Below are 24,488 nucleotides of genomic sequence, written 5' to 3'. Positions count from 1 at the left end.
TTCAACTATAGTTCTATTTCTTGTTTGATTCAATAACGCTATCGATAATTCCTAGCTCAATTGCATCAGTTGGCGACAAGTAATTATCACGATCAGTTGCAGCAACAATTTTTTCCATCGTCATATCAACAGATGAGTGCTTAATGTAAATATTATTTAACTGATCTTTTAATGTTTGAATTTCATTTGCTTGAATCTGAATATCAGAACACTGACCTTGTGCACCACCTAATGGTTGGTGAATCATGATTCTTGAGTGAGGAAGACTATAACGGTGTCCTTTTTCCCCTGCTGTTAGAAGCAGTGATCCCATCGATGCAGCAAGACCAACACAGTAAGTATAAACTGGGCATGATACGTGTTGCATAATATCGTAGATACCTAGGCCTGCATAAACGCTTCCACCTGGTGAATTAATATAGAAGTGAATTGGATCTTCTGGGTTACTTTGCTCAAGGAACATAATCTGAGCAATTAATAAGTTGGCAACAGTGTCATTAACCTGCGTTCCTAGAAAAACAATTCGATCAAGTAATAGTCTTGAGTAAATATCGTATTGTCTCTCTCCTCTTGCTGTTTGTTCAATAACAATTGGATTAGGAATATGTGCCTTTGGATCTGTCATTTTTTCTCCCTAGAAAATGAATTTTTCGATTTCATTCAACATTTCGGTGAGCCGAGTCATTTTCTTTAGATAAAAGTGCAAGTTAAGTAATAATTAATACGTCCCTAAGCAATGGAAATTATTTAAGCTTCACCGCCAAAAGTATCAAAATTAACATAACAGGTCTTGAACTTCTCATAAGGCTACGGTTAAATCGATTCAAGAAAAAATGAATAAATTTTTAAGTACTTAAACACACAGGAGAAAGTAATGACTGAAACAGTTTATCCAACTTCGCTAGTTTCAAAAGCGGCACCAGAATTCAAAGGAAATGCAGTAGTAAATGGAGAAATCAAAGAGATCTCTCTTTCTGACTTCAAAGGAAAGTGGAAAGTTCTTTTCTTCTACCCACTAGATTTCACATTTGTTTGCCCAACAGAAATCACTGCATTCTCAGATAAGATTCAACTTTTTAAAGACCTTAACTGTGAAGTTATCGCTTGTTCAGTTGATTCAGCTTTCTCTCACCTAGCTTGGACGAAGCAATCAAGAAATGAAGGTGGACTTGGTGACATTAATTTCCCAATTCTAGAAGACCTTACAAAAGAAGTTTCTAGATCATATGGAGCGCTAATGCCATCTGGTGATGTTGCATTTAGAGCAACTTATATCATCGATGACAACAATATTGTTCAACACGTTTCAATCAACAATCTATCAGTTGGTAGAAATGTAGAAGAAGTTGCAAGACTTGTAGATGGTTACCAATTTACAGCTAAGCACGGTGAAGTTTGTCCTGCAGGTTGGACAAAAGGTGCTGATACAATGAAGCCAGATCCACAAGGGTCACAAGAATACTTTAATAAGCTATAGTCTTATTCAATAATAGAACCCGACTCCAACACCGAGTCGGGTTATCTTTAATTCTCTCGAATCATCTTGTAATTCATGTCTTTTTACAAAAATGTGGTACCACATATTCTCACTATATTTTTGTGAATAATCGATTAAATAACGTTGTCCTTTTAGGCCTGTCTTTGAACTAAATGATTGAGATGCACTCATTTTAAATACAAATGGTGTGAAAAACTTTTGTGCAAAGGCCAAGCCTAATGTCCCATAAGTTATTTTCTGAGTAACTGATTTTAACTCCTTTCCACTTCCTAAGAAATCAGGTGTGTTATAGAGATAGAAGACTTCATGATCAAGCCCTCCAAAGAATCCCGTTACATTACGATATGTATAAGATTTATGAGCATGGAAGCTAAAACCAGTTTCAGGATCTAGTTTCGTATTATTTGAGAAAGTACTTCCTCCTTCTTCCTTAATATCGGATGGTACAATATAAGATAGACTTCCCGTTGCAAGCAGAGATAGCTTTTCAATTGAACTAGGGAAAAATGCAAAACCGGCCGTAATTGTCATTGGCGAATTCTGCTCAGTAGAAATCATAATATTAGAAACTTTTTCTTTTTGAATCCCCAGTGAAGCGGCCGTTTGTATAAAATAGTTGAACTCATCACCATTAGACTTTAGAAAGTAATCTAAGTTTTTTCCGTGGACCTGATTTATATTTAGGCCAATAAAGAATATTACAAGTGATCTAAAATACTTCACAAAAGCATAGTAACAAAAGACTTAAAATTTTTAAGCTAGGAAAAAACAGCTGATAAATTAATGCGATTTAATAGAATTTAGGATATTCTTTTAAGTGTTTATTTACAGGAGAAATAATGGAATTTATCGATCAAATCATGCTCTATATAAATACTAATGTAAGCTTAGCTCCATATATTATCTTTGGGCTACTACTACTTGCTGGTTTTAATATCCCAATATCTGAAGATGTGATGTTATTTACTTCGGCGATTTTAGCTGCAAAAAATCCAGAGTATCTCTACCCTCTTTTCTTTGCTGTTTTTCTAGGAGCATATTTTTCTGATTTAATTTGTTACGGATTCATTGGACGCTATCTTGGTCCAAAGATCTTTGGAATAAAGTTCTTTGCTTCGATGGTAACGCAAGAAAGGCTTGATACAGTGAATGCCTTCTTTAAGAAGTATGGTGTCTTCACATTAATCTTTGGTCGATTTGTACCATTTGGTTTTAGAAATGCTCTATTTCTATCAGCAGGGCTTGGTAAAATGAATGCATGGAAATTTGCCCTTTCGGACTTAATTGCCGCAACGATTTCTTGTGTCGTCTACTTCACGGTTTATTACAAGTTTGGAGAAGCGGCCATTGAATATATCAAAAAATCTAATTATGTGATTGGCTCGGTTGCCCTTGCCATCATTCTCGGTTTCGCCATTAAAAAATGGAAAAAGAAACGTGTAACTAATTAAAATCACAAATTATAGAAAAAATTACAAGGCCTGAGGATATTTATTGTCAGCTCAGGCTTGTTACTCCATAATCCCGCTTGTTCACAAAAAATGTGAAAAAAGTTGAACGGTATTTATTTTTTTGGAGTACAAGCGAAATGTTAAATTCTATCCCACAAGAGAAAGTAGTAAATTTCAATGCGTTTAAAGCTGAAAAAGCAATGAGATGTGAAAATACTGTTCAAAGAGATTATTTTTCGAAACTTGATTTTTCTGCACTTATTAATGAAACACATAGTCTCGTTAGTGAAATTAATCAAGAAAATGCAATCAATGACGAACTTCTAGTAAAAGTAGATCAGCTTACAGCAGAATTTAAAAGCCGAATTCTTGATAATGAAACACCTATTGATAAATATTTATTAGCAACAATTAAAGACTTAAAGTTTTCAATCAAGGCAAAACTATAAGCTTTGTTTGAAACCTATATCCTTCTCGTTTTATTAAGGCCCAGTAATCTGGGCCTTATTATTCTAAATTATAATGATTCTAGTGATTGGTAATCGTGTAAGACTTTTGCTCGAAGAAGTGGAATCTTTAGTGATGAGTCGTAGCCGAGTAAAGCAGCAGTCTTTCTAAGTTGAACAATATTCCCCTTCTTCTTTGATGAGTTCTCAAATTGCGTTAAGAGGTAAATCATATTTTTTGAAAAAGTTTGAACGTAGGCTTTAATCAAGGCCATATTTCCAGAACTCACTTCACTGAACTTCGCACCAATTGAGGGTAGAAGAATTTTTTCAACTTCTGACAGTCCTTCAAAAGAGCGAACAACATCAACTTCACATCGCAATACTTCAATATCAAAAGCACTGTGATCAATACTTAATAGTTTCTGTGTGCTAAGTTTTGAAAATTCAGGATATTGAATAAGAGATATCATTGTATGGAAGCGCGACTTTTCAGGGACGCGCCCCATATCAGAAATTAACATTCCACCTTCAGAAATATTAGAACACTTTGCCTTTAGTACATAATCGTCACAAAGATAGAGCATCTCTTGATTAACAGGCGCTCTTAAATATTGACGATTTGAACGTGACACTGGTTTCTAACTCCTAAAGTAGCTTCGAAGCTGTTTCAGAAAGCGCAGAACGCTCACCAACAGTCAGCTGCGTATGAGAAATAATATCTTCCGTCTTTAGCCTTTCAACAACATAGCTAAGCCCGTTGTTTACCTCATCAAGGTATGGACTATCAATTTGGTACGGGTCACCTGTTAGGATGATCTTCGTTCCTTCACCGGCACGAGTAACAATTGTCTTAACTTCGTGTGGTGAAAGGTTCTGGGCCTCATCAACAATTAAGTATTGTCCAGGAATTGAACGACCTCGAATATATGTCAGTGGTTCAATGTGAAGAAGTCCGTGATCCATTAGATCAACATATGACGAACTTGTTCCAGCTCTTCTTTGATCAAAGAGGAAGTCCATATTATCAAAAATCGGTTGCATCCAAGGACCTAGCTTATCATTTACGTCACCTGGTAAATAACCAAGGTCTCTTCCCATTGGTTGAATTGGACGAGAAACAAGTAGTCTTGAATACTTTTCTTGATTAATCGTCATTTCAAGACCTGCTGCAATGGCAAGAAGAGTCTTACCTGTACCGGCCTTCCCAACAAGTGAGACTAATTTAATATCATCATTTAGTAGAGCATCAAGAGCAAATTGTTGCTCCATATTCTTTGGATAAATACCCCAGATCCCTTCTCTCATTGGGATTAGAGGAACAATTCCTAGCTTGCTTTTAGAAAAACGTCCTAGAAGTCTTCTACGATCATTTCCTTCTTCATGAACAATTAAATACTCATTTGGAAAAATTTCTAATTCTTCCCAGTTTTCTAATTGTAGGAAGCGATTCTTTTCATATTCTTCTAACTTATCTTTAGGTAGAGGTAGATAACGATAACCGCTATAGATCTCCTCTATCTTCATATCTTTCATCCCGTAATCTTCAGCTGTGATTCCCAGGATATCTGATTTAATTCTTAAGTTGATATCTTTTGTAATTAACGTAACATCATCACCTTGCTCTTTTAGAAAGATTGCAGAGGCCAAAATTAAGTTGTCATTAATTGATAAATCAATCGTTTCTTCTTGATTATCAACAGCTCGATCAACTGAAATGATTAATGTTCCGCCATTATCTAATTCAACACCATCTACAAGAGAACCTTTTTGACGAAGTTCATCGATGATACGAGAAAAGTAACGTGCGTTACGGCCATTCTCATTTTGGTCTTTCTTAAAACGATCAACTTCTTCAACTACAACAAGTGGAATAAAGACGTCGTTTGGACCAAATTTATTAATAGCATTAGGATCAAATAGTAATACGTTAGTATCAAGAACAAAGGTTTTTCTAGTCAAAATGCCCTCCATGACATTAAGAATTGATGGGAGGAATCCTCTCTTACCTAAATTTTAAGTTATCGCCGAAAGGGATGTCAAAGAAAAAGGGGAATTGGGAACGCGCAGCAAAGTGCTAAGAGTATTGTAATTAAAAGATATCCATTGAAACATCAAAAAGAGATAGGAAAACAAATAGCCTATCACCTTCTGTTTGCTTGTAATCAGCACCGATCTCAACGCTATTGTAACCAAGTGTAAGTGTGACTGGCCACATTCTAAGCTCAGCACCATAATTTAGATAACCTTCACCGACTCCTGCAAAAAAGCCAAAGAATGGAATATTGACTTGAGCACCTAGATGCATCATACGACCAAAGTCGAGTCCCTGATTTAATGGTTTGATATCTAAGGCAAGAGCATAATCAAAAACCTTAAAGTCTTGCTTAAAGGCAAAACCAGAATTAATGGCCATGTTAATCTTTGGAACGCCATTGTCTCCGTATTCTTTTTCAAAGTGAGTATCTGCAATATCGAGAATTGCTAGTGATGCTACAAACTCAGTATTTCCCCAACCATTGGCATACTCAATTCCGATATCATGACCTGTACCTGCTCCTTTTGAGTATCCGAAAGTATTTTTAATATCTTCGATAGAAGCGAAACCAGCTTCAACTTTACTGATTATATTTGTAGAGAATAAATCAAATTTATCTTTTGTACCTTCACGACTTAAATATTTAAAAGAATAACCAATTGAGAGTCTCTCACCTGTCATAATTTTCTGGTTTTGTTTATTTCGACTTCCACCAATTAAATTAAAAGCAAATCCTGTGATAAAGCCACGGTCATAACTGTAATCAACATCAAATGCAGGGTTTACACGATTCTTTAAAACAATATTGGCACGGTTTTGTGTGAAGTAAGAAAACGAAAAGTGATGTGCTTTGATCGTTGAAAAATTCGATAACTCTAAATAAAGAGGAAATCCTAAGAGTCGATCAGCAATGGCATCCGCATCATTTGGTAAATTAGAAAAACGATCGAGATCATCAAGGGCATTAGGTCCAGCAACAGTTAAGTTTACAGGAGACAAATCAATATCGTAATTACCACCAAGACTTGCTGGATTATAAAAAATTGTAAAAGTATCTTGGTTTGCTAATCCCATCCAAGCATTTCCCATTAGTCTTGCTTTTGGAGATTGACCTAATTGGAATTTCTCAAAGGCCTGCGTTGATATCGTCGATAACCCTAAGCAAATAATAAATATGAGCCTTGTGAAGTTTTTCAATGATTACCTTGAGTGTAGCGTTTCAAAAAATGAGGCCATATAAAAGCCAACTTGCTCTTCACTTCCTGTGAATTCAGTTACACATTCATCTGTATTTTTAACTGTAATTAAATTATTAGAAAGACCATATGTAGCAACGGGACCAGCTGTAAAAGCATCTTGAATAGTCGAGACATCACTTAAGAGAGTAACGAGGTCGGCATCACTGACATTACCGATGGTAAGATTAGAGAGAACATCAATAAGGTTATTAAAATCTGTCATAAGGCCACATGCGCGATCCAGCTTAATACTTCCGTCGCCATTTTTAAGCTCAGCACTCCCCTCGTCTGCAGTGTCATCACAGACTCCCATGCTTCCAGAAATTGAAGATACATATGAATCTAGGTCTGCATCTCCCATATCAGCATATTGATAAAGACAGACATTCGTTCCAACAGTACCTGCACCCTTTGCACCAGTTGCATCTGAATTACCATAGAAGGCCATATTCATACCGTTTTTAACAAAGAGTAAATACATCAAAAGGGAATTGATATCGGCGGCACCATATGAACCAAATGTTTGAATCCTTAGAGTTGCTGAAGGATTTTTTGTAACGGGCCCAACACCACCTGAATAAACAAGAGTGTCCACGGCCTTAGTGATATAGTAATAGTCGAGGCTATCGATATTAGTCATCTCTTGAGCAATAGTGAAGCTCGATAAACCACTTAAGATTTCGGCCCCTGCTACAATTTTTATAATTTCATTTGCAAAGAAACCTGTGACAGTAAATCCTGCTTTACATGCATAAGAAGAGGCCAAGAGTTTATAATAAGTAGCATCCCCACTCTGCTCTTTCATTGAAAGCATTGCGCTTAAAGCCTTATCACAATTTCCTGAAGTAAGATGATCTTCAACATAGAGATAGTCTCTTTGAAGTTCGAGTTCATCATCGACTCCACAAGAAGAGACTGAAAGTAGAAATAAGAGATAAGTAGCTAGAACGATTAGTTTATTCACAGCTTAATTATCTCTTAAGAATAGCTTTAATTGGTAGTGGGAACGAGATACCGAAGTATCAGCACTATTCCCGAGTCAAGAACTCGGACAATGCAATAATTGCGTCCCTAAAGTCATCTTTTGGTAGTACAAGTGACATTCTGGCACAATTTGGTAGACCGAAATCACCACTTGGCACCATCGCCACACCTTTTTCCTCAAGTAATTGTTCACAAATCTGAACAGAATAATCAGTTTGATCGTCTTCACTTTTTTTAAATTTTTCAATAATTGGTGCGCTTGAAAAATCCATTAGAAAATAAAAAGCTGATGTCACCTGATACCAACATTTCTCCAGTTGATTTTCTCTAAGAACTTCTCTAAGAATTAATGAATTTTCTCGAAGATGCTTCTTTACAGGAGAGAGGTATTCATCAATTTGATTTAAATTATAACGCAGTAATGCTCTTTGAATTAATGAACAAGAACCAGACGCAGTATGCCCCTGAATCTTTTTAATAGCACTAATAATATCTTCATGAGCAATACAATAACCAAGTCTTAAGCCTGTTGAAGCTAAGCTTTTAGATATCCCGTCCACGATTATTGTACGAGATAAGAGTTCGCGATCGTATTGATAAAAATAAGTAGGTCTTGGATCGTAGTAATTTAATTCGTAGTAAATCTCATCTGAAATAACATAAGTATTTTCAAAAGGCTTAATAATCTCTGCGAAGCTTTTCATCCATTTTTCATTATAAAAAACGCCAGATGGATTATTTGGACTATTTAAAATGATGGCCTTTGTTTTATCACTTAATAGTTCTTTGAGCTTTTCAAGGTCTGGCTCAAAAGCATTATAAATAGAAGCCTCTACCACCTTGATGACTCCCCTATTCAACTTAATCATTTGAGGATAAGAGATCCAATAAGGAGCGAAAACAATAACTTCATCTCCAGGATTTACAAGGGCAGCAAAGATATTTGCCAGAACATGCTTTCCACCATTTCCAACAGTAGCAGCAAAGCGATGATCGTAGTCTTCAAAACTAATTGATCTCGATGTTTCCACATAATCAATTAACTTCTCAAGTAACTCACCATCACCAGCAACAGGGCTATATTGAAAACTTTTTAAAAAGTCCAACTCTCCACGAATCGCTTCTACTAGCTCTTTAGGTGGACGATATGGAAGTTGCCCCGCTGTTAAGTTATAAACTTTTTGCCCTTCCTTTGCTAAAGCAACGGCCTTTGCATTAAGTTTTAAAGTAATACTTTCGTTGATATCTTCAGAACGTTTTGAGACATTTGTCATTAAACTTTTCCTTTTTTATTAATCCAATTAAAAATAGTATCAGGTACAAATTCTTTAATGAGTTTACCATGTTTATGGATCTCTTTTACTAAAGAACTTGATACGTAATAATTATCTCTTTCCGTGATAAAGAAAACTGTTTCGATTTCAGGATAGAGTCTCTTATTCATTGATGCCATTTGAAATTCAGCTTCAAAATCACCTGTTGGTCTTAGACCACGAATTATTGAGCTGATTTCATTTTCTTTAGCATAGTCAACAATAAGGCCTTCCCACTTATCAGCTTTTACTCTTGGCTCATCTTTAAAAGTCTCCTCTAACATCGCAACTCTTTCGTCTGCAGTGAAGAAAGGCTTCTTGTTTCGATTGTGGGCAACAAGGATAATGACTTCGTCAAAAACACTTAATGACCTCATTAAGATATCTTTGTGTCCATTTGTAAAAGGATCAAACGTACCTGGATAAATTGCTCTTTTCATTGAGTTCCTATTTCTTTTAATTTATATGACTTAATTTTATATGGTAGCTAGCTACATTGCAATTCTTGCAATATAACTCGTTCCCTGCTTGTAAACTTTAGAGAAAGTAAAGGAATGCTTCTTGAGATCATCCTCCACTACTCCTTTTTGACGATCTGACTCCAACCATACTTCACCTTGAAAATCAGATTCTCTTAAAATCTTTAAAATCTCGAAGTAGATGGCCTTCATTTCATAAGGTGGATCGATGAAGAGATGTACTTCATCATATAAGTCAGTCTTAATTGATGTGACGATATTCTTAATATATACCTGAGCTTTTTGCTTGATAACTTCTATATTTGAAGTATCAACTTTCTTATTCATTGAAGCTTTGTTCTTTTTAATAACTGAAATTGCTTTTGGATTATCTTCTACTAAGATCACTCTTTGTGCTCCACGAGAGCAAGCTTCAAAGCCCATAGCTCCACTTCCAGCAAAAAGATCAATAAATAGGCAATTTGTTAAATCTTGGTGTGCATCAAAAAACTTACGTCTTAGCATAACTGTTGTTGCACGTGTAATTGAAACAGGGGGAACAAAAAGGGCATGCCCTTTCGCATGCCCACCCAATATATTTATGGCCATTGAAAACCTTTTTTAAGTCTTAAGCGACATCCTTCTTATCAGTTGGAAGTGGAATATTAAAGTTTACTCCACCTTCAATAAAGGCCTTACAACCTTCTTCTGTAATTGAGATATCAACTCCATTCATCGTTAATTTAAAGCAACCATCTTGTACACTAAGTGTCGCTTGAGAGCCAGCAATTGTTAGATTAACGTTGAAATTCATATTACCCGCTGCACTGAAAGCCACTTCACCTGTTCCAGCTGCTGGAGTTGCAACTGTTGTCGGCTGTACTTCAACCACTTCTTCAGGCTTTTTCATAGCAACAACATTTTCTTCATGAGCTTCTGGTTCAACCTCTTCTTCCATCTCAAGTGCAGGTCCTGCTGAAGCATCAATATCTTCAAGATCTTTCATAATGGCATCCATCTCTGCTTCATCAAAGCCTTCTCCAAATGCTTCAGCAATTGAAGGAGTTGGATTGGCCTCGTCTTCAGATGAAGCTTCCATAAGATCTGTTTCTGAAATAATTTCTGTTTTTTCTTCTGGAGCTGGAGTTGCTTCAGCACTAATTTCTTCAAACTCCTCTGCGGCAGGAAAATCTTCAACATGAAGTTCTTCTTCTACAGGAGCTTGTGTTGCAGCTTCTAGTTCATCGAGAGGGTTAACTTCTTCAGCAACAGGTTCAGCTTCAGCAGCTGGCACTTCTTCTTTAACTTGATCTTCCTCTGCTAATGGCCCACTTGTTGTAAGCTCAGCATCAAGACTAGCAAACTCTGCCATGATGTCATCTAACTCGTTTTCTGAAAAACCTTTCTCTGCACTTTTTGCAGCTGCATTTTGTGAACTATTTCCACTCATATGAACTCCATTTACTGAATCATTGTCACTGACTCTCTTCGTCATAGATGACAGAAACTTTAAGAAATATCGCATACATAGTTTCAAGTACTTACAAAGCTTTTCTTAACGGAAAATTGTTTTTTTACATGACAAGATGAGTGGCCATCGTTATATTTTACTACCGATTTTAAGGACGCAACACATGACTTTCCCTTAACAGTTTAGAAAGTTAACTTTCCGATGGATAAGTTAAGGAGTTAGTCTGGCTTAAAATTTGGTTTTACTGGGAATAAAAAAAAATTTGGAATCAACAACACTGTGAAGAACGAATCATTTTCGGCTAAGAATTGGCTGATAAATAATATTGCTGAGACCCAAGGTCCAAGCGTAGCTCAAAAGGAAAGTTTTCCTTCAGAGCAGCCTAGTGGTGCAGCCAGCACTGCTCAGTCTTCACTTCCAAGCATCAATGCCGGTGAATTTCTTGTTTCAGAGCATATCCTACCAAAATGGAGAGGCGAAAGCTTACTCACTAAAGGAAGTGTAAAATTCAAAAAGATTGTTTTTGAATTATTTGATGAAGCAAAAGCACAGGTTAAATCATTTCGTTCACGTAATAGAAGTCTTAGACAGTCTCTTTACCAAGAATTCGTAGATTACACTAAGTATAATAAAGTTCATCCAGAGGGTATTTCAGACTTCAATCAGTTCTGGGAGAACCTCGATAATAAGAATGCTCCTAGTTATGAGCTAACTCAAGAGTTTCTTAAGGTCTACTGCCTACGCTCTATTAGCGTTTATATTTTAAAAGTGCGCTTTATCAGCCAACTGAGTGCATTCTATTCTAAAACATTAACTAAGAAAGAAATCTTAAATCCAAACTCAACTTTAAGTAAGATCTTTAAGGTATCAAGCTCTAGAGAGTTATCAAGTCGTGCCCTTGGGACGAATGAATATAGCTGGTTTAGGCCAAATGAAAACTTTGGAGACAGCATTGTTGAGCTCAATTCAATCTTTAAAGACTTAAACCCAATAGAGTTTTTTAAGGTTTTAAATCACGAAATTCCAAATGAATTAGAAGTTGTTCTATTTAACAACGAAACAGATAAGTATTCACATGCTTTCAGTAACCGAAACTTTGGTTTAATGATTAATAATCTTCTTGTTAATTTTCCAAAGTGGATTGAAAACCACAATGGTTACTTTAGCTTCAATGATGCTCCACATTGCCTAAGTTCTCTCTTTACTGGAGACTTTTTAAACTCACTGACAATCTCTCACTGGATTGCTCAGGAGAATAACTCAAATGAAATGTGGCAAGAAGTTATTTGCCCAGAATTCCGTGGTGATAACTACGTTACTGGCCAATACCTAAAGATCTTCCAAGAAATTCAGTATATGACTTTCCTTGTTTACTTAGCACCGAAACAGCAAAAGGATCCTATTTCTCTTATTGTTTCTTTATTTAAACAGAAGTCTAATAAGTCGAGAGTCTCTGCTAGCGGACAATTCTCTCTGCTCGATTCAACAGAAGTTGAACAAAGTATCTACGACAGAATTCTTGTAAACCTTGTTAATATTCCAAAGAAGAACCCACACCACTTTCTAATTACAAATATTATGCAAAATGGTGAGCATCTATCTAATAGTGGATATATGTATGTTTTCTCAAATCAAAAGCTATTTGTTCCTTCTCATGCAAATAAGAACGAGGCCCTGTTAAAGCAATACAAATTACGCATGCGTATCAATTTTGAAGGGCTAAAAGGTAAAGGAGAAATTCCTCGCTACCTATATATCTTCTCTAAGAGAATTGTTGAAAACAAACTTGATATCTTTGGAAACCCAGATGTTAACTCAGCACTTTTAAAAGAGTCTTGTCTGACAGTTAACATGAACGGTGACCTAACTCACTTCTCGAAATTCGACTTCTTCGTTGAAGAATTAGATAAATTATTTGCAAATAAGAAATCAATTGATGCTCCACTATTTTCTAATGAAACAAAATGTGGATTATCATTTGAATTCCATCAAGATGCGATTCTTAACGGAAAGCTATTAAGTAATAATAGTGAGAGTGACAAGATTACTCACCCTCAATATTTTAAGAACTTAACTAAGAGTTGTATCCCATTTGATCAATTCTTCAGTGTTGAATCGTTATCAAATTACCGATCAAACTCAAGAGATGAAGAAGGTTATGACCTACTTGGCTTCAATATGAATCCTCAAGAGCGCTACCCTTACCTACTAATTGTAGACTTCACTAATGAGAATGACATAAAACTTGAGCTAACTTCAATTGACTCTTTAAAAGCAAAAGTTGAAGAATATGGTTATGCTTACTTCCAGTATTTCGGTCTTCTACCAAAGATCTCAAACTTAAATATCAACTTATTTAGGGAGTTCTTTAAAACTACAATTGGTAAGCAAATTACTCAGCTGACTTTTAATGGTGGACTAAAGAAAACAAAAGCGAAACTCAATGCAATGCTGATTCCAAAATTCCTAGAACGCACTGAGTTTCTACCGGACTATCATATTGAATCACTTCAAGACATTACTCTTTCAAGAGATTCAATTATAAGCTTAAGCTTCGCTACATATAAACAGCTCTTTAGTAACAAGATTGATACGATCAATCTTCTATCGAAAAAATGGCCATGGCATACAAGCTGTATCCTTTCTCACTTAAAGATTATCATTGGAAATTACAGTGATCAGATCTCAAGTGGAAAGATTCAAGCAAATTATGACTTTACGAATCCATCACTGATTCAAAGAATTGTTGAATTACCAAAGTTTCAAATTTACCCAAATAATCAAGATGTATACCTTGAAACACTTATGAGTGACAGAAGCCAGGTACACTTACCTCTGACAAGTGCAATTCTGGAAAAAAGTGAACATACTACTTTCTTAAAGCTAGTTTCAAATGACGTTGAAATCATCAAGTTGCATGGTGATCAACAACTTCTCAAGTTCATTCAATTCATTCTTTCAAGTGCCAAAGGTACTGCAATCTCAACAATACTTCAGTCTCTTGAAGTACCAAGTGCACAAGAATTAAATGCTGTCTTAAGTGCTCAGGACCAAGTGGCCAAGGAAGTGAACGAGACATATCAACTCATTAGCACGACTCTAAATAATATAATTATTGGTCAAATAAATAACTAGTGATATCATAGACTTATGCAACTTAGGGTCGATGAAACTCATTGGAATATCTATCGATATTTTAAAAATAAAGCTAACTCTCTTGAAGGAGAGCCCTCAAAGCTATTAAAGAAGTATCGAACTGATCAACAACGCTATGCTCGCCGTGAGTTTGAGTCATCTACAATCAATCAACTCTACCAATCAATTGATACTTCAGACATTATTTATCTGGGAGACTTTCACACCTTTGATCAGAGTACACGTAACCTTGAGAGAATCATTCGTATCCTAGCAAAGAATGATTACCAATTTGCTATTGGTGTGGAGTTTATCCATATCAATCATCAATTCTTTATCGATTCGTTTCTAAGGGGTGCTATTACGGAATTAGAGTTTCTCGAGTCTATTAACTATAAGAACTCTTGGCGCTTTCCATGGACCTATTACAAGATCTTTTTTGAAATTGCTAAGAAACATAATATTCCAATTATCGCCCTTAATACAAAAGGAAATCTCAACCAAAGAGACAACCAAGCGGCCAAGACTATTACCCGATACCACAAAGAAAATCCTGATCATAAGCTTCTCATCTTATTTGGAGAGCTACATATCGTACCAAATAAACTTCCTCAAAAAGTTTTTGATCTCAATAAAAAGAACGTCGTTCAAACTATTATTCATCAAAATACTGACGAGGTTTACTGGCAACTTGTTAAGAAAGGAAAGCTTAGATCAGATCAAATTGTAAAATATAACTTAAGAGAGTTTGTTCTCGTTAACTCTCCTCCATGGCTAAAGTATGAGTCGCAAATCTATTGGTATGAGCACTTAGCTGATGATCCCAATTTTGATATTCACGAATATATCATCGAAACAGGAACACTTAAGTTTTCAGATAATATCGTTGATAACTTCGCCTACTTTTGTCATGAAATCAACAATACTCTCGATCTCGATATTGCAATCGGAGAGCTTGAAGATTTTCGTATCTTTGATCAACAAAACCTTAAAAGAGTTAAAACAACAATTTCAAAGGTAAAATCAAAGAAGGCCCAGTCTTTTTACAAAAAGCTTATTGAACACGGTAAAACGTTCAAACTTCCAGGAAAAAAGGCCTATTATTGCTCTAGCTATTCTGTTAATCGTATCTCTTACTTAGCTGGTATTCATATTTATCAGGCAAAGCTTAAAGTACCTGATAAGGAAATCTTAGAGTTCTTTAATAAACGCGATCGTACCGGACTATTTGTTTATTTAATCCATAATTACATCAGTGCCTACTTCTGCTCTAAGCTTTTTAATCCATATAGAAAATGTAATATGTATAAAGACTTTCAGTACATGTCTCGCGCCAATCGAAATATCAAAAAGAGTGATCAGCAAGTATTTAAAGCCTGTAAAAAGCTTTGCAATAAGAAAGTAATTATTAATGATGAGCTTAAAGGGCTAGATATTTATCAACTTCATAAAACAGCAAGAAAAGTCTCTCATATGCTTGCAGATATTATCTTTGACTATTTCTTTGCTACAAAGAGACCAGAGTACAAAGAGGTATTTCACTTGGTAGTCACTGATGACTACTCAAATGAAAATTACCTCAGTATCTTAAATGAAATTGGAAAATTAGTTTCGATTAAAAGTCTTAAAAAACGCGAGTTCTAAAACTACATCAGGCGTTGCATAATTTCGCGCTTTGTACCTTTTTCAATGCGAGTAACCTTTTTATTAGACTCTTCACTCTTAGGCTCTTCTTTCTTTTCTTGAAGCGCAACTTGATTGATATCTTTCGTCTTAAAAATAAGCTTATACTTTCGTCCAACTGGCTGAAGATCATCATTGTAAAGGTTTGCTAGTTCAAGACGCCCAGAGATGTCTTTTAAAAGTTCTCTTACAATTTGCACAGAAGTTTCAAGCTCTACCCCACTCTTATTATCACCATAAGATGAAATACTTAAGTAGTAGATAGCTCCTAGAGTTTTCCCTTGAACTTCAACTTTTTGAAGAGTTTTTTCTTCACTCTCCTCAGCAGCTTTTAAAGTATTTTTGGCAGCATCTGTAAGGATACTGTATTGGATTTGTTCAATTGTTTCACGCTCACCAAGAATTTCTCTCTCTTGAGTATCGATTGAAAACTCAATTCCTTGGTCTTTGAATTGATCTTGGACTTTACAAGCGATAAAGCGATTAACAGATGAGATTTCACAACTTTTAACCATTGGAACATTTGACTCATCAAGATTCTTCTCACTTTCTTGAGCGTTACTATCTTCACTCATTGACCAAATTTCATCGGCCACTTCTTTTGCATCTGTATCGTCATTAGAAAGAAGCATTCCAAAAGTCTTATTTTCATTAGCTGATATTGTAGACTTTCTCTTCTCTTTTCTAAAGCTCTGCTTTTGTGCAGAATAAAGCTTTGAGCAATGTTTCATTTCATTAAGCTCTAACGCATTCATTATTACACTTTCGATTTCATCAAAATTCTCATCTTGATTAAGCATTAGTAAACTTAAAGCTTCATCTTCTAATTCCTTACGGCGTCTTAGAACAATTTTTCTAAATACTGCTTCCCAAACAAAAGTAAAGAGGAAAACGGCCGCTATAAGAGCAAGTGATAATTTAATATTTGATAAAGAAGAAGAAATTGTTTCAACATGATTTTCAATCAAAATTGATCCTGCATCAGCAGCATCTTCAAATTGAGAGTATTTTTCATCAATATTCTTTGAGAAGTTCTGATCTGTTACAGAAAACCCTTTCCCTGTACTTCTTAGACTCTCATGGAACCAGTGAACATTTGAACTTACTGTATTGAACTTCTTTATAATAGCTGAAGAGAACTTACCGTACTCATTCATTAAATCTGTAACTTGGGCAAAGCACTCCCCTGTTTGAGAAGTAAAATTGCTGTCCATGTAAGTTGAATTCATGTCACCTGCAACCGCTGCTGTATACGTTTGCTGAACACGAGTACTACATATTTGAATTCCATTTTGGATTGTTGATACCAACTTATATTTGTTTGAAACACCGCTTAGCATATAAGCAATGGTCAATATTGATATCGAAGATACGGTCAAGATTGCGACTCTTGCCTTTGAAAATTTGTATTTAACAGGTTTACTCATCCATAAGTCCTTAAAATTACGTAAATCATTTACAGCAGTGGCTTTACCACACTTTAATTCTACCTATTCATTAGTCCAGATGAAAGAGTAGACAATTTTTACCAGTTTTAAGGGAAATTTTTGTCCCCAACGGACTAAAATGCTAGAATATTATGAGAAATCATTAAGATTTCACTGGAGAAATATGATCAACCTTTATGTTGCTACTCTATTTTCGCTCTTGCTGCATGCTATTTTGCTAGGCTATGTCATCAATGATGATAGCGATCAGAAGTTAGTGCAAGAAAGGCCCTTAAAAGTTAAGTTCAAACAGGTTGATGTAAGAAAGCTTGGTGTGAAAAAGGCCCAAGATAATAATAACCTCTTCGGTCAACTCGCCTACAGTAAGAACGATTTCAAAAAAGTTGATCAGCAAGTAAAAAGCTCTCGTGCAGCAATTTCTAAGAAGAAAGAAAAAGAAGTTCTTGAATTGCAAAAAAGAGGCTCAATTCAAAGAAATCAATATATTCAAAAGAAGATCTCACAAGAGAGCTTTAAAAGTGCAAATTGGTCTAAGCAGCTTGATACTATTCAAGATGCCTCAGTAACTTTTCTCCCTCCAAAGGGCATAAGCCCTGATGAACTCAATGAGTTTGAGAAAGTTTTTTACGCATTCTATAAACGTGTAGCAACTCAATACATTAACTCTGTACAAATCTCAGTTCGAGATCGAATCAACGAGAGGCCTTATGTTGAAAACTCTCTTCGTAATGCGAGTGCTCAAAAACTTAAGGCCGTCGTTCGCTACGATGAGTTGGGAAATGCAGAGATTGTAAAGATCCTAGAGTCTTCAGAAGACGATGATATTCATAAAATCTTTGAAAATGCTTTAGGTAAAATGAATAAGATTCCTAATATTGTAAAAGACCTAAAAGATGAAGATGGAAAGTATTATGCGATCTTCTCTTTATCAGTAAATACACGCCGCTAGGATTAAAGAAGCTACAACAAAAAACTGTATCTTTCGAGGTATTCCAAAAATTAAAAATACAAAAAAATCCTTCACAGAAAGAGAGTAAGTTCTTTTTGGTAATGTCATCTGTGAATCATCACTTGTGATAGTCGGAATAATTTCTTCAAGCTCTGCTTCTAAGTCCTGAGATATTTCCTCATCCGCCGCAAAACCTGCAAAATCCTTTAATATTAATTCTTTTTGTAAATCAAATTGAGCTATTTTTAAACGGCAGTCTTCACAATTAGATAAATGCTCTTCATTGTGAACAAAGTCTGAACTTTCAAAATAAGTCATCTTTTTAGCAAAGAAACACTGTGATCGAGCTTTATTTAAATTAGTTAAGTGGGCGTCCATTATCTCTCTCTTGTGCCGTAGCAAAGTTCATTTGTATATGATCAATATAGGCCAGGACTTCTTGATGTGAAATATTTAAAACCATTGCGATATTATCGACACTCTCCCCTCGAATTTCGAAAAGATAAATACAGGCTTTTTTCTTTACATGATTAAGGAGTTTCCCTTTTGTCTTTGTCTGCTGTGACCTTTTAGTTGCAAGTGAAATTAAACGTAAGAGAAATTGCCTCTCAAAATAATCATTATCAATCTTATACAGGAAGCTTTCATCTTCTTCACTGGCCCCTGTTGCAACATCAATAATTAATTGCATGGCCTGAAGCTGATCTTCAATTAGGTAGTTTGCTACCTGATAATATTGATCCACTAATTTACGTATAATTTCTTTTCTAACTAACACAATTTAATTTTAGCAATCTTTAGGAAAAATGCCATAGCAATTTTCGCTACTTATATGGAGATTAAAGTATATTCAATGAATTACCGATAAAATAGTGAGGAAATGTAAGAACGAGGATAACATGAAAAAGTTTACTTTTATCACTGCAATCGCGTTACTAACCTTAGTTAGTTGCGTCCAGCCTACAAATAAAAGAGCTGATTACAACTCAAGCACAGGTAATGGCTGGGGTGGATCTGGAGGCTCAGACAATGGTTGGAATAACGGTGGCACAGACTGGGGAGACGACTCAGGTTCGGGTGATAATGGAAATAATGAAGATACAACTCCAGGTGATGGTTATGGAGATGGTAATGAAGGTGGAGTGGCCGATGGTGGTCAGACACAAGATTTCTATACAATCGAAGGAATTACTCTTCACGGTAACTCTCGTGTAAATGGATCAAATGCTTGGTGGTCTTCAACAAGCCTTGGTGATGGACAACTTATTCTCTATACTGATTCTCGTTTAAATATTCGTGTTCGTCCAAGACAAGCTCCTGCCCAAGGAACAATGGACTCTTATGGGGTAAAATGTCATTACAACCCTCAACCATATGAAAAACTTAAAATTAAATTATGTATTAGAAGTGAAAGCGGTACGTGTAGTTACCGAACTGTTACTTTCGGCGATATTGCCACTGATAAAGTTTCAAAAGTTAAAGAATTTTCAGGAAGCTATATTCCAAATACAGCAGGACCTGTTGTTATTGACGTTCTTGACGTTCAATGGGATTGGTCATGCCAATACTATCTAAATCAAGGCTATAGCAGTGATGATCCAGCGATTGCTGGATATTGCCAGATGTCTTCTGTTTGGCAAAATGATTGTGTTTCTTTTGATCTTCAGTTCTCAACTGATTACACAAAAGACTTTCCACCATCTGCACCTAGAATGTAATTCTAAATTTCTTAAAATAAATCAAGTGCGAGGTTTCTTTTCATAGCAGAAGAAACCTCCACCATTAGACCTGGACATGTCACATTAACTTCAGATAAACGATTTCCTAAAATATCAAAGGCGACTAAGTCTACTCCGTCATTCATAAGCTTCTTACAAACTTCTTCACACTCGTTTTTAACTTTTGGATCTAAGTCCACAGCAGAATACTTAGCACCTTGTGCAATATTGGCCAGGTACTCACCTTCTTGTGGAACCTTCAAGATTGTTCCAATCTCTTTTGCACGATAGAATATTGAGCGAATTTCGCCAGCGTAAACTGACTCATCAAATTGTTGCACAACAACTGGGCCTTTAAACTCATCGCATTTGGCCTTAAATTTAGCCTCTAGCTCGTTTACACTGATTTTTTCAACACCTATTCCCTGATAAAGATCAAGAGGCTTTAAAATCAATTCTCGTACGCCTTGCGCGCTAATTTTTTCAACGAAGCTCTTCACTCCATTTAATGACGTTCCAACATAGCTCTCAAGACTATTTTCTAATAAGTAAGCTTCTAGCTTTTCATTATGTTTCATAATTCCAATTGGATTATTTTTAACCTGAACAGCGGTCTTACTTTCTAAAAAGTCGAGCATCCATAAATATCGCTGATAGCGTGAATCATATGGTGGATCAATTCGCATATGAAGTATTACTTCATGAGATAGAGTTACCTTCTCTTTCTCATTTACTTGGAAGTTTTCAATGTAGAAGTTTTCATTGATGTCACCAGTGATTTTATAACAATCAAAGCTAACCTGACCTACATTTTTAATGTAGAAGTCATCTTCAAATAAAACAAAGACTTCGTTTCCTTTTTCTTGTGCCGTTAAGGCCATAAGAATAGTGGAATCTTTTTTTGTGACTAATTTCTCAATTGGATCGATAAAGAATATATGCTTCATAATTAGAAGATAGCATTTATTTCATTATTTGGAATTATTTTTAAATAGATACTCTTCAAAACTTAACTCAGTATCGATATCTTCAAACTTTTGATACTTTGCTTCAATATCGGCCAATAGCTTTCTAAGATCACCTTGAAATTTTTGAGCGTAGTCTTCAATATAGGATTGGCTCTTTTCATAAGTCATAAATGCTGCAAGAGATGCACTATTCCACTTCATTTTCTTTGGCCAGCACTTCTTGGCGTTAAGCCCTTGGCATAGCTCTTCTAGCTCACGAGGCATCGTCTCATTTAGGTATTGGTCTTTCTTGGCCTGCCAATCTTCACTGCTACGAAGAATTTCTTTAAGTTTCTTAGCGTGTTCAGTAATTGAAGCCTTAAGTTTTGAATTCAGTTTCAGATTCTTTAAGTATTCATCTAGCTTTGGGTCATCTTTGTAATACTCAATAAGCATCTGTTTACCAAAGTAATTAGCGAGATTCTCATTGAGGTCCACTTCATTCTTAACAAAGAAGATTGTATGAAATAGTTCATGAAAAATAGTTTCAGTTAAACTATATCTTCCATACTCAAAGAATGAAGATAGTATTGGGTCATCAAAGTTTCCTAAGGTTGAGTATGCCAGCACATCTCTCACATAGGTTTCGTAACCCGATTCTTCCAACTCACGTGCAAATTCTCTAGCTGAGCTTTCTTTGAAAAACCCCAGATAAGGAAAACATCCATAAAAAGCAAAACATTCTTTGCGAGGCTTAACTTCATTTGGCCTTGAAGCTATAACTAAATAAGTTACGGCACGAGTTTTAAGTAGAGTTGTTTGTGAATAGATCTCTGTTGGCTTTTTATCCCAGTAATTATAAAAATACTTTTTGTAAGTTTCGATTTTCTTGATTTTTTCTTTATACTCAGGCTTTACTTTGGGATCCAAAAGAACGTCTTTATTATCTCGTGCGCTCCATAAGATATCAACTTGTCCTATCCCCTGCTCTGTTAAATAGCTTATTTTTGCACATGATATAAAAGAGGTCGTAATCGTAAGAAGCAGTCCAAGTCTTAAAAAATCCATGAGATCCCAGCGTTATATGAGAGTTGATCTCGTGCTTCTTCAAATTCAAAGGCACGAAATACAGTTTTAACAGACCCTTTTAATGAAATGAATCGTGTTAATCTAAATTTTAACGCAAAGGCAGCAAACATGGCACTGTATTTTGTCTTATCTTCCTGAGATTCAATTAGGTAGTCAGTGGATGTATCAAGATCTGTAACAAGTGTTCTTGATTTTAAAGTATATTCTTGATGACTCCAGCCAAGAGATAAAAGAGGTTGTATAAAAGACTTTCGACTTGAAAAAGCCTGCCTTATCCCTATTCCATAACTACGAGTTTCAATATTAGTTGTCTCATTTTGAATTACAAGGCCTGAACTAACACCACTATTGTCATACTTTCCATAGATTTCATTCTCAGAATGGGCGATATTAAATTCTATTCCTGTATAAGTTAGAAAATAAAAAGTTAAAGAGCCTGCATAAGTTCTTGTTCGATCAAAGGATTCTCTATTTGAGCCCAAAATATTCTTATTATAATTGAAATCGAGATCAAGCTCAGTCATTCCAAAGGAAAGTGAAGTTATAAAGCTTAAAATAAAATACTTAATTAACGTCTTTTTAATCATAAAATATCCTCTTAGATATCTTACAACTTTAAAGCTCACTAATAGTCATTTAGGCAAAGAACTCCAAACCCTTGTTATTTCGGGCTATTGTAAGCGTCTTCCTAAGTCTTGAAGAAGTTCACCCTGACATGAAAGAGCTGTTGTACTGATACATTTCACATCAACCCAGTGCCATTTTAGATTAAGATCTTCTGGTCCCTTGAAGTGAATCACGCGATTACAATTCGTTCTCCCCTTCCACTTAGTCTCACCTTTCATTGTATTTGCCCCTTCTACAAGAACACGATACGTCTTTCCAACCATTGTAGAGCGGATCTTTTCCTGGATAGAAAGTTGGAAAGCCTGAACTTCATGCAATCGAGATTTTCTAATTTCTTGTGTTAAGAAGTCTTCCATCTTAGCTGCACGAGTCTTACTTCTTTGAGAGTAGACATAAGAATAGATGAAATCAAATTGAGCTTTCTCAAGTAGATCTAGTGTTTCTTTATGTTCTTCATCTGTTTCATTTACAAATCCACAAATAATATCAGTAGAAAGAACGATTTCTGGCTGGGCCTTACGAAGCTTCTCTAATAGACCAAGGTAATGTTCTTTCGTGTACTCACGATTCATTCTTTGAAGTACGGTATTTGAACCTGATTGAACAGGCAGGTGTAAGTGTTTTGATAATTTCTTTGCTTCACCATGAGCAGCGATAAGATCATCACTTACATCATATGGGTGTGAAGTCGTATATCTTAGAATTTCTAGCCCATTAATTTGATCTAATTCCATAATTAGATCAGATATACGCTCACCATTTTCTTTTCCAAACGAGTTTACGTTCTGACCAAGAAGCATAACCTCTTGAATTCCTTGATATTCAACGAGTCTTCTTACGTCCTCAACAATTTCGGCCTGCTTTCTAGAACGTTCGCGACCACGTGTATAAGGAACGATACAATAAGTACAATATTTGTCACAGCCTTTGATAATATTAACAAATGCCTGTGGTGTTCCGTGATTAATCTTTGTTTCAATTGAAAAATTAGAAGAGCGGTCCCAAGTATTAACGGAAAACTTATTATCTCCTGCATAAGTTCGGTAAACCATATCGTTAATTGTATCAATAGTGTCTGGGCCAAAAGCAAAATTCAGGTGTTTGAATTTTTTTACAAGATCCTTTCCTTCAGTTTGGGCAACACAACCGCCTACTCCAACAACTAATTCTTCACCTTTCTTCTTTTTTAAGTGTTTCAACTCACCTAATTGTGAATAAAACTTATTATTTGCAAGTTCTCTTACTGCACACGTATTAAAAAGTACTAAACTTGCTTCATCTAGATCTTCAGTATGTGAAAAATTGAGATTTTTTAAATGAGCAAGAATTCTTTCAGTGTCATGATAATTCATCTGACAACCGTAAGTTTTCATCCAAACTTTACGAGGTGGAAAATCCACATCACCTAATCGAATGATACGATCTCCAGTATTTTCGTCTAAGAATGATGTTGCTATGTGATTTTGCTTACTTACACCTAAACCACTTGGAGAATTTAATTCGTTAGTCTGATTTTCCATAAAAACCTCATTTGCCCAGAGACGCCGCTAGTAGTACGGGCCAAAAGTCCTGAACATTAGTATATAAATAGCTGAAATTACGATAAAACCTAGCGAAAAGCTATGAGATGATATCCCATAAACTACTGAAATCATTAGAATTTTATTACCGAATCAGCTATAAAATCTGGCGATAATATGGTCTTTTTTTAGATGTTTTTGAGTGAAATGTAAATGAGATAAGTAAAATTGACCCAGAAATGCAAAGGCCCGCTATAAATAGCGGGCCCTTTATGAATTAAGAATAAATGTTCTTATTTCTTTTTTGCAACTTTTTTCTTAGTAGCTTTCTTCTTAGTCGTTTTCTTCGCTACTTTTTTCTTTGTTGCTTTCTTTTTTGTAGCTTTTTTAGCAGCTTTCTTCTTAGTTGCTTTCTTTGCTACTTTTTTCTTAGTAGTTTTTTTCTTTGCTACTTTCTTCTTTGTTGCTTTTTTCT

General features: G+C 35.5%; 24 protein-coding genes. 7 read left to right on the top strand and 17 right to left on the bottom strand.

Annotated elements, in window-relative coordinates:
* Positions 1 to 13: 13 nt before the first annotated feature.
* A complete protein-coding gene (locus ACN5L8_RS11230) occupies positions 14 to 625 on the bottom strand; it encodes an ATP-dependent Clp protease proteolytic subunit (RefSeq protein WP_114705374.1) in 612 nt (203 codons plus the stop codon).
* 249 nt (positions 626 to 874) lie between these two features.
* Here ACN5L8_RS11230 and ACN5L8_RS11225 point away from each other — a divergent pair, with 249 nt between their 5' ends.
* Entirely contained in the window at positions 875 to 1,477 is a 603-nt protein-coding gene (locus ACN5L8_RS11225) for a peroxiredoxin (protein WP_114705375.1), read from the top strand.
* A 6-nt stretch (positions 1,478 to 1,483) separates the two neighbouring features.
* Here ACN5L8_RS11225 and ACN5L8_RS11220 read toward each other — a convergent pair whose 3' ends face one another.
* Positions 1,484 to 2,221 carry a hypothetical protein gene (locus ACN5L8_RS11220; RefSeq protein WP_334678124.1) on the bottom strand — a complete coding sequence of 246 codons (738 nt, stop codon included), beginning with the start codon at positions 2,219 to 2,221 and terminating at the stop codon, positions 1,484 to 1,486.
* Positions 2,222 to 2,337: 116 nt separating this feature from the next.
* Here ACN5L8_RS11220 and ACN5L8_RS11215 point away from each other — a divergent pair, with 116 nt between their 5' ends.
* Both ACN5L8_RS11215 and ACN5L8_RS11210 read left to right on the top strand, forming a co-directional pair.
* Entirely contained in the window at positions 2,338 to 2,949 is a 612-nt protein-coding gene (locus ACN5L8_RS11215) for a DedA family protein (protein WP_334678123.1), read from the top strand.
* A 137-nt stretch (positions 2,950 to 3,086) separates the two neighbouring features.
* Positions 3,087 to 3,398, top strand: coding sequence for a hypothetical protein (locus tag ACN5L8_RS11210; protein ID WP_114705377.1), 312 nt, complete (start codon positions 3,087 to 3,089; stop codon positions 3,396 to 3,398).
* Positions 3,399 to 3,466: 68 nt separating this feature from the next.
* Here the strand turns inward: ACN5L8_RS11210 and ACN5L8_RS11205 are convergent, their stop codons facing one another.
* The 8 genes from ACN5L8_RS11205 to ACN5L8_RS11170 all read right to left on the bottom strand — a co-directional run bounded on the left by ACN5L8_RS11205 (position 3,467) and on the right by ACN5L8_RS11170 (position 10,921).
* The gene (locus ACN5L8_RS11205; RefSeq protein WP_114705378.1) at positions 3,467 to 4,030 is read right to left on the bottom strand and encodes a PilZ domain-containing protein; all 564 of its coding nucleotides are present in this window, start codon (positions 4,028 to 4,030) and stop codon (positions 3,467 to 3,469) included.
* Between the two features lie 13 nt (positions 4,031 to 4,043).
* Positions 4,044 to 5,369 (bottom strand): PhoH family protein, encoded by a 1,326-nt coding sequence (locus ACN5L8_RS11200; RefSeq protein ID WP_412473686.1) that lies wholly within the window; start codon positions 5,367 to 5,369, stop codon positions 4,044 to 4,046.
* A 118-nt stretch (positions 5,370 to 5,487) separates the two neighbouring features.
* Complete coding sequence (locus ACN5L8_RS11195; RefSeq protein WP_419173054.1) at positions 5,488 to 6,630, bottom strand: hypothetical protein; 1,143 nt, start codon at positions 6,628 to 6,630, stop codon at positions 5,488 to 5,490.
* Between the two features lie 3 nt (positions 6,631 to 6,633).
* Entirely contained in the window at positions 6,634 to 7,635 is a 1,002-nt protein-coding gene (locus ACN5L8_RS11190; RefSeq protein WP_419173053.1) for a hypothetical protein, read from the bottom strand.
* 64 nt (positions 7,636 to 7,699) lie between these two features.
* The gene (locus ACN5L8_RS11185) at positions 7,700 to 8,929 is read right to left on the bottom strand and encodes a pyridoxal phosphate-dependent aminotransferase (RefSeq protein WP_419173052.1); all 1,230 of its coding nucleotides are present in this window, start codon (positions 8,927 to 8,929) and stop codon (positions 7,700 to 7,702) included.
* Positions 8,929 to 9,408 (bottom strand): pantetheine-phosphate adenylyltransferase, encoded by a 480-nt coding sequence (gene coaD / locus ACN5L8_RS11180; RefSeq protein ID WP_114705383.1) that lies wholly within the window; start codon positions 9,406 to 9,408, stop codon positions 8,929 to 8,931. Before coaD ends, ACN5L8_RS11185 begins: the two co-directional genes overlap by 1 nt.
* Before the next feature lie 51 nt (positions 9,409 to 9,459).
* The gene (locus ACN5L8_RS11175; protein WP_114705384.1) at positions 9,460 to 10,035 is read right to left on the bottom strand and encodes an RsmD family RNA methyltransferase; all 576 of its coding nucleotides are present in this window, start codon (positions 10,033 to 10,035) and stop codon (positions 9,460 to 9,462) included.
* A gap of 19 nt (positions 10,036 to 10,054) precedes the next feature.
* Positions 10,055 to 10,921 carry a hypothetical protein gene (locus ACN5L8_RS11170; RefSeq protein WP_419173051.1) on the bottom strand — a complete coding sequence of 289 codons (867 nt, stop codon included), beginning with the start codon at positions 10,919 to 10,921 and terminating at the stop codon, positions 10,055 to 10,057.
* A gap of 255 nt (positions 10,922 to 11,176) precedes the next feature.
* Between ACN5L8_RS11170 and ACN5L8_RS11165 the strand changes: the two genes are divergently transcribed.
* Both ACN5L8_RS11165 and ACN5L8_RS11160 read left to right on the top strand, forming a co-directional pair.
* On the top strand, positions 11,177 to 14,032 hold the full coding sequence (locus ACN5L8_RS11165; RefSeq protein ID WP_412473689.1) for a hypothetical protein: 2,856 nt from the start codon (positions 11,177 to 11,179) through the stop codon (positions 14,030 to 14,032).
* Between the two features lie 15 nt (positions 14,033 to 14,047).
* Positions 14,048 to 15,676, top strand: coding sequence for a ChaN family lipoprotein (locus tag ACN5L8_RS11160; RefSeq protein WP_334678119.1), 1,629 nt, complete (start codon positions 14,048 to 14,050; stop codon positions 15,674 to 15,676).
* 2 nt (positions 15,677 to 15,678) lie between these two features.
* Here the strand turns inward: ACN5L8_RS11160 and ACN5L8_RS11155 are convergent, their stop codons facing one another.
* The gene (locus tag ACN5L8_RS11155) at positions 15,679 to 17,142 is read right to left on the bottom strand and encodes a hypothetical protein (protein ID WP_412473690.1); all 1,464 of its coding nucleotides are present in this window, start codon (positions 17,140 to 17,142) and stop codon (positions 15,679 to 15,681) included.
* 184 nt (positions 17,143 to 17,326) lie between these two features.
* Here ACN5L8_RS11155 and ACN5L8_RS11150 point away from each other — a divergent pair, with 184 nt between their 5' ends.
* Positions 17,327 to 18,112 carry a hypothetical protein gene (locus tag ACN5L8_RS11150; protein WP_412473691.1) on the top strand — a complete coding sequence of 262 codons (786 nt, stop codon included), beginning with the start codon at positions 17,327 to 17,329 and terminating at the stop codon, positions 18,110 to 18,112.
* Here ACN5L8_RS11150 and ACN5L8_RS11145 read toward each other — a convergent pair.
* The gene (locus ACN5L8_RS11145) at positions 18,092 to 18,490 is read right to left on the bottom strand and encodes a hypothetical protein (protein WP_419168181.1); all 399 of its coding nucleotides are present in this window, start codon (positions 18,488 to 18,490) and stop codon (positions 18,092 to 18,094) included. The genes ACN5L8_RS11150 and ACN5L8_RS11145 overlap by 21 nt on opposite strands.
* On the bottom strand, positions 18,471 to 18,890 hold the full coding sequence (locus ACN5L8_RS11140) for a hypothetical protein (protein WP_133296857.1): 420 nt from the start codon (positions 18,888 to 18,890) through the stop codon (positions 18,471 to 18,473). The genes ACN5L8_RS11145 and ACN5L8_RS11140 overlap by 20 nt, the downstream gene beginning before the upstream one ends.
* 121 nt (positions 18,891 to 19,011) lie before the next feature.
* Between ACN5L8_RS11140 and ACN5L8_RS11135 the strand changes: the two genes are divergently transcribed.
* Positions 19,012 to 19,830 carry a hypothetical protein gene (locus tag ACN5L8_RS11135; RefSeq protein WP_114705392.1) on the top strand — a complete coding sequence of 273 codons (819 nt, stop codon included), beginning with the start codon at positions 19,012 to 19,014 and terminating at the stop codon, positions 19,828 to 19,830.
* Positions 19,831 to 19,841: 11 nt separating this feature from the next.
* On the opposite strand, the gene ACN5L8_RS11130 is transcribed toward ACN5L8_RS11135, so the two are convergent.
* From ACN5L8_RS11130 to miaB, 4 genes are all read right to left on the bottom strand, one after another.
* Positions 19,842 to 20,777, bottom strand: a complete 936-nt coding sequence (locus ACN5L8_RS11130) for a hypothetical protein (protein ID WP_334678116.1) — start codon at positions 20,775 to 20,777, stop codon at positions 19,842 to 19,844.
* 24 nt (positions 20,778 to 20,801) lie between these two features.
* Positions 20,802 to 21,845 (bottom strand): aminopeptidase, encoded by a 1,044-nt coding sequence (locus tag ACN5L8_RS11125; RefSeq protein WP_419168180.1) that lies wholly within the window; start codon positions 21,843 to 21,845, stop codon positions 20,802 to 20,804.
* Positions 21,833 to 22,453, bottom strand: a complete 621-nt coding sequence (locus ACN5L8_RS11120) for a hypothetical protein (protein WP_114705395.1) — start codon at positions 22,451 to 22,453, stop codon at positions 21,833 to 21,835. Before ACN5L8_RS11120 ends, ACN5L8_RS11125 begins: the two co-directional genes overlap by 13 nt.
* Positions 22,454 to 22,537: 84 nt before the next feature.
* Positions 22,538 to 24,013, bottom strand: coding sequence for a tRNA (N6-isopentenyl adenosine(37)-C2)-methylthiotransferase MiaB (gene miaB / locus ACN5L8_RS11115; protein WP_114705396.1), 1,476 nt, complete (start codon positions 24,011 to 24,013; stop codon positions 22,538 to 22,540).
* Positions 24,014 to 24,488 lie beyond the last annotated feature (475 nt).

It is taken from the genome of Halobacteriovorax sp. (assembly GCF_048381875.1).
Lineage (GTDB): Bacteria > Bdellovibrionota > Bacteriovoracia > Bacteriovoracales > Bacteriovoracaceae > Halobacteriovorax_A > Halobacteriovorax_A vibrionivorans.
The sequence above is the reverse complement of the archived record's forward strand: the minus strand, read 5'-3'. Positions and strand labels throughout refer to the sequence as shown.